The sequence below is a fragment of the Planococcus sp. A6 genome (genome assembly GCF_028823615.1).
Lineage (GTDB): Bacteria > Bacillota > Bacilli > Bacillales_A > Planococcaceae > Planococcus.
On the sequence record NZ_JAPEHT010000145.1, the window covers coordinates 1 to 7,563 of the forward strand.

Sequence of the window (7,563 nt, forward strand, 5' to 3'; positions counted from 1 at the left end):
GCCGAGAAGAACGTTCGTCTCATTGCTCCGGCTCGCCCGTTTACGCGGTTCGGCTTTTAGATTTCATTGGATGTTGCATGCGAGGACGCGTCTTTTTTTATTGTATTAGTCCGCTGGTGAAGACGCCTAGTTAGAGTTGATAGCGGAAAAGATGGTTCACTAGCTATTCTTTATGTAATTACAAAGCTGTCCAAACTGTTCATGCTAATTTCAATGACAGATGAATTTCATTTCCACTCTATACTTAGAGGTGGAGCGGAAATGGCTGACTCCTGGGGGACTGAGCGGGCTGGCGAGACAAATGTGCCGCGCATTTTGGCACATTGGCTCAACACCCGCCCCCCGGAAAGCAGCCATTGGAGCGAAACGTCTCCCACATACATTTACTCTATAAACTTAGTTGTATTGACAACTCAAATCTCATCCGGCACTTCGGTCGATTTGGCGGTGCAAGTCCGTTATAATGGAAGAAGTTGAAACTCTAGAGAAAAGAGATGGATGACAACATGCCCAAAGCTGCCCATTACGCGATCATCATTGTAGCGGTCGTGCTGCTTATTGTACTGTACAATAGAGCGCTCGGCTCGATACCGTTTTTAATCCTGTCCGCCTACTTTTTCTATTTCGGGTGGGACCAGCTTATGCGCAGAAAAAAGAAATCCCGGTAGCGGACAGCAAGGACTTTGTATATAATGGATAGAGTTACGATACAAGAAGGGACGTGCACGAATGAACATCCGTGAATTAACGAAAGAAGAATTGCTAGAAGAGTCGTTCGTCGACTTAACATATGCCATTTTGGAAGAAACCAAAGAAACGAAAACTTTTTCAGAGCTAGTCGCTGAATTGCAGCAATTGATCGGCCTCTCCGAAGAAGAAATGAAAGCGCATCTTGCACAGTATTACACTGACATGAACATTGATGGCCGCTTCCTGATCCTTGGCGAAAACCGCTGGGGCCTTCGCGAATGGTATCCGGTCGAGCAGATCGAAGAAGAATCTGCACCGACAGTCAAAGCACGCAAGAAGAAGAAATCGAAATCGACGGACGATGACTTCGATGATATGGATCTCGAATTGGAAGACGAGCTGGACTTCGAAGACTTCGGCGAAGACGATGGCGATGTTTCTTCAGATGACGACGACGATGACGATGATGATGACGAAGTGGCTGTCAAAGCACCGGTCGCTGATCTCGATTTCGATTCGACAGATGATGACGACGATGTCGACGAAGTGGAAGATGTCGGCGTGCTCGTAGAAGACCTTGATGGCAACATCATCGACGAAGAAGATGACGAAGAGGAAGAAGAAGAGGATGGGCTGAAGTAGTCTGAACTTTTTTTCACCTTGACGGAAACGGCTGTACAGGATAAGATTTTACTGGGCTCCTTAAAATAGGAGAGATGATTCGTATAGCTAACGCGCTCCCCCTGCACGCTTTGCAGGAGGAGCGCTTTTTATTTTTTAGTGCTGCCAACCGGCGGCAAAGACCCGTGCCATCCGCTCTTTTGGATGGCCGAAGCTTTTTCTGGCTGAACACGATTCGGGACTGCAAGTTGTAGAACGATCACATTTTATTTCATTACTCGAGGAGGAAACAGAGCATGACAAAGTATATATTCGTAACAGGTGGAGTGGTTTCATCATTAGGGAAAGGAATCACGGCAGCTTCTCTTGGGCGCCTTCTGAAAAATCGGGGCCTCAGCGTCACGATCCAGAAATTCGACCCGTACATCAATATTGACCCGGGTACGATGAGCCCTTATCAGCACGGCGAAGTGTTCGTTACTGATGACGGCGCGGAAACGGATTTGGACTTGGGCCACTATGAGCGTTTCATCGACATCAACTTGAACAAGTATTCGAACGTGACAACAGGAAAAGTCTACTCAACGGTCATCCAGAAAGAACGCCGCGGCGATTATTTGGGCGGAACGGTCCAAGTCATTCCACATATTACGAATGAAATCAAAGACCGTCTATTGCGCGCAGCGAAAACAGCTCAAGCCGATGTGGTCATCACGGAAATCGGCGGAACGGTCGGCGATATCGAATCGTTGCCATTCCTTGAAGCAATTCGCCAAATGCGTTCGGATCTTGGCCGCGAAGAAGTCATGTACATTCACTGTACATTGATTCCTTACCTCGGTGCTGCAAAAGAAATGAAAACGAAACCGACACAACACAGCGTAAAAGAATTGCGCAGCCTCGGAATCCAGCCAAACTTGATCGTCGTGCGTACGGAATATCCAGTACCTCAGGACATGAAAGATAAAATCGCATTGTTCTGCGACATCAAATCCGAAGAAGTCATCGAATCCCGCGATGTTGACGTCATCTATGAAATGCCGCTTCGTTTGCAGGAGCAGCACATGGACCAAATCGTCCTGGATCATTTCGGCATCGAAGCGCCGGAAGCGGATATGACGGAATGGAACGGACTCGTTGAGAAAGTGAAATCCTTGAAGAAATCCGTGAAAATCGGCCTCGTCGGCAAATACGTGGAACTTCAAGATGCTTATATTTCCGTTGTGGAATCGTTGAAGCACGCCGGTTTCGCATTCGATTCAGACATTGAAGTCGATTGGATCAACGCAGAGCACGTCAATGCAGAAAATGTAGCGGAAACGCTCAAGGGTTGCGACGGCATCCTTGTGCCGGGCGGATTCGGTGACCGCGGCGTGGAAGGGAAAGTCCTTGCAACACAATACGCACGCGAAAACAAAGTACCGTTCTTCGGCATCTGCCTCGGCATGCAGCTTGCTTCTGTCGAGTATGCACGCAATGTCATGAACTTGGACGGTGCACATTCGTCTGAATTGGATCCGAAAACTTTGTATCCGGTCATCGATTTGCTGCCGGAACAAAAAGACATCGAAGATTTGGGCGGCACATTGCGCCTTGGCTTATACCCAGCGAAGCTCGATAAGACTTCGAAAGCGTATGAAGCATACGGGGAAGAACTCGTATACGAAAGACACCGCCATCGTTATGAGTTCAACAATGAATTCCGTGAGCAGTTCGAAAAAGCAGGCTTCAAATTCACAGGTACGAGCCCTGATGGCCGCCTTGTTGAAATCATCGAAGTCGCTGACCACCCTTGGTTCGTCGCTTGCCAGTTCCACCCGGAATTCATCTCACGCCCGAACCGCCCGCAGCCATTGTTCCGCGAGTTTGTTCGCGCATCTTTGGACAACCAGTAATCAATTTGTGATAAGCCGCTTCATTTCCTGGAAGGCAGGCATCGATCAGATGAAAAAGCCTTCCCATTCCAGGGAAGGCTTTTTTGCGGGTCGTCAATCTGCGAGCATTTCATCGATTGTTAACTTGACTGCATGGTAGACATACAAAGCGCCGAGCCCGTGGGGAATCATGATGCGCCCGCCGACTTCGCCCGGCAGCAAGCCTTTGTCGATGTTCATGGAGAGAAAGATGTCCGCTGTTTCATTGCCGTGGCTTTCAGCTGTCAGCATCGCAAACGGAATAGCGCGCCCTGCCAATTCATAGGCCAAGGAGTCGCCTTCGTCTTTCCGGGCTAGGATCCACACCCGGTCGGCCGTCGACAATTCAACGGATGGGTCGTAGCGAACAGTTGATTCGAGCGTTTCCGGACCGTTCAAAGCACTGGCTGCGACAGCTTCGAGTTCGCCGAAAGCAGCCAGGTGGATGCGGCCTTCGCCAATGACTGCTTGGGCGAGAAGCCGGGCTGTATCTTCGATGGCTTCTTCTTCCTTGGCAAGGCGTTGGAACAGGCCGGTCAATTGTGTCGTCAATATTTTCAAATGGGTTCACCTCAAAACGAGTATAGCAGAATGAGCTGCTCTTCGAAAAAAGGTGGAAAGGAGTGGCTGATGTGAGAAAGATTCTAATAGTAGATGATCAACAAGGCATCCGCCTGTTATTGAAAGAAGTATTCGAGCGGGAAGGATACGAGACCTTGATTGCCGGGAGCGGAAAAGAAGCATTGGAACTGACGCAAGAAACGTGTCCTGATATGGTGCTGATGGATATGAAGATGCCGGGCATGGATGGCATCGAATTGCTGAAGAGGTTCAAGAAGCGGCGGCATGATTGCAAAGTGATCATGATGACGGCTTACGGCGAAATGGGCGTGATCGAAGAGTCGATGAATTGGGGAGTGGTGCGTTATTTCACCAAACCCTTCGATGTTTTCGAATTGCGCGATGCCGTCCGCGAGCTGATTGGCGATTAAACAGGCACCGAGTGGCGAAACAGCGCCATTTTTGATATAGTGAAAAAGATATTGGGCTTGTGCCTATTCTGAGGAGGAAAAATAATAATGCCATTGGTTTCGATGAAAGAAATGATGATAAAAGGTAAGAAGGACGGTTATGCCATCGGGCAATTTAACCTGAATAACTTGGAATTTACACAAGCGATCCTGCAGGCGGCGGAGGAAGAAAAATCCCCGGTCATCTGCGGTGTCTCAGAAGGTGCAGCACGCTATATGGGTGGATTCACGACTGTCGTACATATGGTGAAGGGCCTGATGCATGATTACAATATCACAGTTCCGGTCGCTATCCATTTAGATCACGGTTCCAGTTTTGAAAAATGTAAAGAAGCGATTGATGCAGGTTTCACATCGGTCATGATCGATGCATCGCATCATCCATTCGACGAAAACATTGAAATTACGCGCAAAGTGGTTGAGTATGCTCACGCTAAGGGCGTTTCCGTGGAAGCGGAACTAGGCATCGTTGGCGGACAGGAAGATGACGTGATCGCTGAAGGCGTCATCTACGCTGACCCGAAAGAATGCCAGGCACTTGTCGAACAAACAGGTATCGATTGCCTAGCGCCAGCGCTCGGCTCGGTCCACGGGCCATATAAAGGCGAACCGAACCTTGGATTTGCTGAAATGGAAGAAATTTCACAGCTTTGCGACGTGCCGCTTGTCTTGCACGGCGGAACAGGCATCCCGTTGAAAGACGTTCAACGTGCGGTTTCACTGGGCACTTCAAAAATTAACGTCAACACGGAAAGCCAAATTGCCGCATCGAAAGCCATCCGCGAAAAATTGGCATCGGATGCAGACGTCTACGATCCACGTAAATACTTGACGCCGGCACGTGATGCCATCAAAGCGACTGTTATCGGTAAAATGCGCGATTTCGGAAGTTCACAACAAGCAAATTCATAAAAACTTGGGAAGAGAGGCGAATCCGTCTCTTTTTCCACATACAGGAGGAAACTATACATGAAATTTTTCATTGATACTGCAAACTTCGACGAAATTAAAGAAGCACACGCTTGGGGTATTCTCTCAGGCGTCACGACAAACCCATCACTTGTTGCAAAAGAAAAAGATGTCTCGTTCCACGACCGCCTGAAAGAAATCGCCGACCTTGTCGACGGATCGATCAGCGGAGAAGTCATCGCACTTGATTCAGAAGGCATGATCAAAGAAGGCCGTGAATTGGCTGAACTTGCGCCAAACATTACAGTGAAATTGCCGATGACTCCGGAAGGCTTGAAAGCATGTGCGGTTCTAGCTGGCGAAGGCAAAAAAGTCAATGTTACATTAATCTTCAGCGCCAACCAAGCGCTTCTAGCAGCACGCGCTGGAGCAGCTTACGTTTCCCCATTCCTTGGGCGCCTTGACGATATCGGGCACAACGGCATGGATTTGATCGCGCAGATTGCTGAAATTTTCGCAATCCACGACATCGATTCAGAAATCATCGCCGCATCGATCCGCCATCCGCAACACGTGACGGAAGCAGCTCTTAACGGCGCGCATATCGGCACAATGCCGATGAAAGTGCTTGAAATGATGTTCAAGCACCCGTTGACGGATAAAGGCATCGAAGCATTCCTAGCCGATTGGGAAACCCGCTCTGTGAAATAAGGCTGACAGGGAAAAGGAGAAATACAATGGACGTTTATAAAATAAAAGGCGGCAAACGCCTGTCCGGAACGATTAAAGTCAACGGTGCTAAAAACAGTGCCGTGGCTTTGATCCCGGCTTCGATTTTGGCGAATTCGCCAGTATCGATTGAAGGCTTGCCAGAAATATCCGATGTTTGGACATTGAAAAGTATTTTGGAAGAAATTGGAGGGTCCGTCACATTCGAAGACGGCGTCATGCAAATTGACCCGACTGAAATGGTCGACATGCCGCTGCCAAATGGCAACGTCAAGAAATTGCGGGCTTCCTACTATATGATGGGTGCGATGCTTGGTCGCTTCAAGCACGCAGCAATCGGCCTTCCAGGAGGTTGTTTCCTTGGGCCGCGCCCGATCGACCAGCATATTAAAGGCTTCGAAGCGCTTGGTGCAAAAGTGACCAATGAGCACGGGGCGATTTATTTGCGTGCCGACGAACTGCGCGGCGCAAAAATCTATCTCGACGTCGTCAGCGTAGGCGCCACGATCAATATCATGCTCGCTGCCGTACGTGCGAAAGGCCAGACGGTCATCGAGAATGCGGCGAAAGAGCCGGAAATCATTGACGTCGCGACACTGTTGACCAATATGGGTGCGAAAATTAAAGGCGCCGGCACCAACGTGATCCGCATCGAAGGCGTGGATGAATTGCACGGTACTAACCATACAATCATTCCTGACCGCATCGAAGCGGGTACATTCATGATCATGGCTGCCGCTGCGGGCGACGGCGTGACGATCGATAACGTCATTCCTTTCCATATGGAAGCCTTGACTGCGAAGCTCCGTGAAATGGGCGTCGAGGTTCAGGAAGATGAAGAATCGATCCACATCCCGAAAACCGAAAACTTGCAGCCGATTGACGTGAAAACTTTGGTTTATCCAGGATTTGCGACCGATCTCCAGCAGCCGTTCTCGGTCTTGATGACACAAGCCCATGGATCTTCCATGATCACCGATACCATTTATTCAGCGCGCTTCAAGCATATTGATGAGCTGCGCCGCATGAATGCGGTCGGGCGTGTCGAAGGGCGTGCGGCCATCATTACCGGGCCGACTCCGTTGAATGCAGCGACCGTTGTCGCTTCCGATTTGCGTGCAGGAGCAGCACTTGTAATCGCCGGCTTACTAGCAGAAGGTGAAACGGAAGTGCGTGAGATCTATCACATCGAACGCGGCTACTCGAACATTATCGAAAAGCTGCGGGGCCTTGGCGCTGACATTCGCCGCGAAACGATCGATCCCGTGGCGAGCGGGAAGTCCGACCTCAGTTCCGACGTGAATTGACTCTCTAAAGGCGTTTGCATATATGCTACAATATAGATGGCATATACAAAGATTGAACGGAGGAAAATGAATTATGGAACGAAGTCTTTCGATGGAATTAGTGCGGATTACAGAAGCGGCAGCAATCGCCTCTTCAAAATGGATGGGCCGTGGCCTAAAAAATGAAGCGGACGATGCGGCAACGGAAGCAATGCGGACCGTATTCGATACGATTCCGATGCGCGGAACCGTCGTCATCGGCGAAGGCGAAATGGACGAAGCACCGATGCTCTATATCGGCGAACAACTTGGTTCAGGCGACGGTCCTGAAGTGGACGTCGCGGTCGACCCTGTAGAAGGCACGAACATTGTCGCTGCCGGCGG

General features: G+C 49.6%; 10 protein-coding genes. 9 read left to right on the plus strand and 1 reads right to left on the minus strand.

Annotated elements, in window-relative coordinates:
• Positions 1 to 261: 261 nt before the first annotated feature.
• From ON064_RS15890 to ON064_RS15905, 4 genes are all read left to right on the plus strand, one after another.
• A complete protein-coding gene (locus tag ON064_RS15890) occupies positions 262 to 477 on the plus strand; it encodes a hypothetical protein (protein WP_274625535.1) in 216 nt (71 codons plus the stop codon).
• A 17-nt stretch (positions 478 to 494) separates the two neighbouring features.
• Positions 495 to 668, plus strand: a complete 174-nt coding sequence (locus tag ON064_RS15895) for a hypothetical protein (protein WP_274625536.1) — start codon at positions 495 to 497, stop codon at positions 666 to 668.
• Between the two features lie 61 nt (positions 669 to 729).
• Entirely contained in the window at positions 730 to 1,332 is a 603-nt protein-coding gene (rpoE, locus tag ON064_RS15900) for a DNA-directed RNA polymerase subunit delta (RefSeq protein ID WP_274625537.1), read from the plus strand.
• A gap of 275 nt (positions 1,333 to 1,607) precedes the next feature.
• The gene (locus ON064_RS15905) at positions 1,608 to 3,206 is read left to right on the plus strand and encodes a CTP synthase (protein WP_274625538.1); all 1,599 of its coding nucleotides are present in this window, start codon (positions 1,608 to 1,610) and stop codon (positions 3,204 to 3,206) included.
• Between the two features lie 93 nt (positions 3,207 to 3,299).
• On the opposite strand, the gene ON064_RS15910 is transcribed toward ON064_RS15905, so the two are convergent.
• Positions 3,300 to 3,785, minus strand: a complete 486-nt coding sequence (locus ON064_RS15910) for a DUF2529 family protein (protein WP_274625539.1) — start codon at positions 3,783 to 3,785, stop codon at positions 3,300 to 3,302.
• A 71-nt stretch (positions 3,786 to 3,856) separates the two neighbouring features.
• Between ON064_RS15910 and ON064_RS15915 the strand changes: the two genes are divergently transcribed.
• From ON064_RS15915 to ON064_RS15935, 5 genes are all read left to right on the plus strand, one after another.
• On the plus strand, positions 3,857 to 4,216 hold the full coding sequence (locus tag ON064_RS15915; protein WP_274625540.1) for a response regulator: 360 nt from the start codon (positions 3,857 to 3,859) through the stop codon (positions 4,214 to 4,216).
• 87 nt (positions 4,217 to 4,303) lie between these two features.
• Positions 4,304 to 5,167 (plus strand): class II fructose-bisphosphate aldolase, encoded by an 864-nt coding sequence (locus ON064_RS15920; protein WP_274625541.1) that lies wholly within the window; start codon positions 4,304 to 4,306, stop codon positions 5,165 to 5,167.
• Between the two features lie 57 nt (positions 5,168 to 5,224).
• A complete protein-coding gene (fsa, locus tag ON064_RS15925; RefSeq protein WP_058382947.1) occupies positions 5,225 to 5,875 on the plus strand; it encodes a fructose-6-phosphate aldolase in 651 nt (216 codons plus the stop codon).
• A 26-nt stretch (positions 5,876 to 5,901) separates the two neighbouring features.
• Positions 5,902 to 7,200 (plus strand): UDP-N-acetylglucosamine 1-carboxyvinyltransferase, encoded by a 1,299-nt coding sequence (locus ON064_RS15930; protein WP_058382948.1) that lies wholly within the window; start codon positions 5,902 to 5,904, stop codon positions 7,198 to 7,200.
• A gap of 73 nt (positions 7,201 to 7,273) precedes the next feature.
• Positions 7,274 to 7,563: fructose-bisphosphatase class II (locus ON064_RS15935; protein ID WP_274625542.1), on the plus strand; the 290-nt coding region annotated here is incomplete at its 3' end.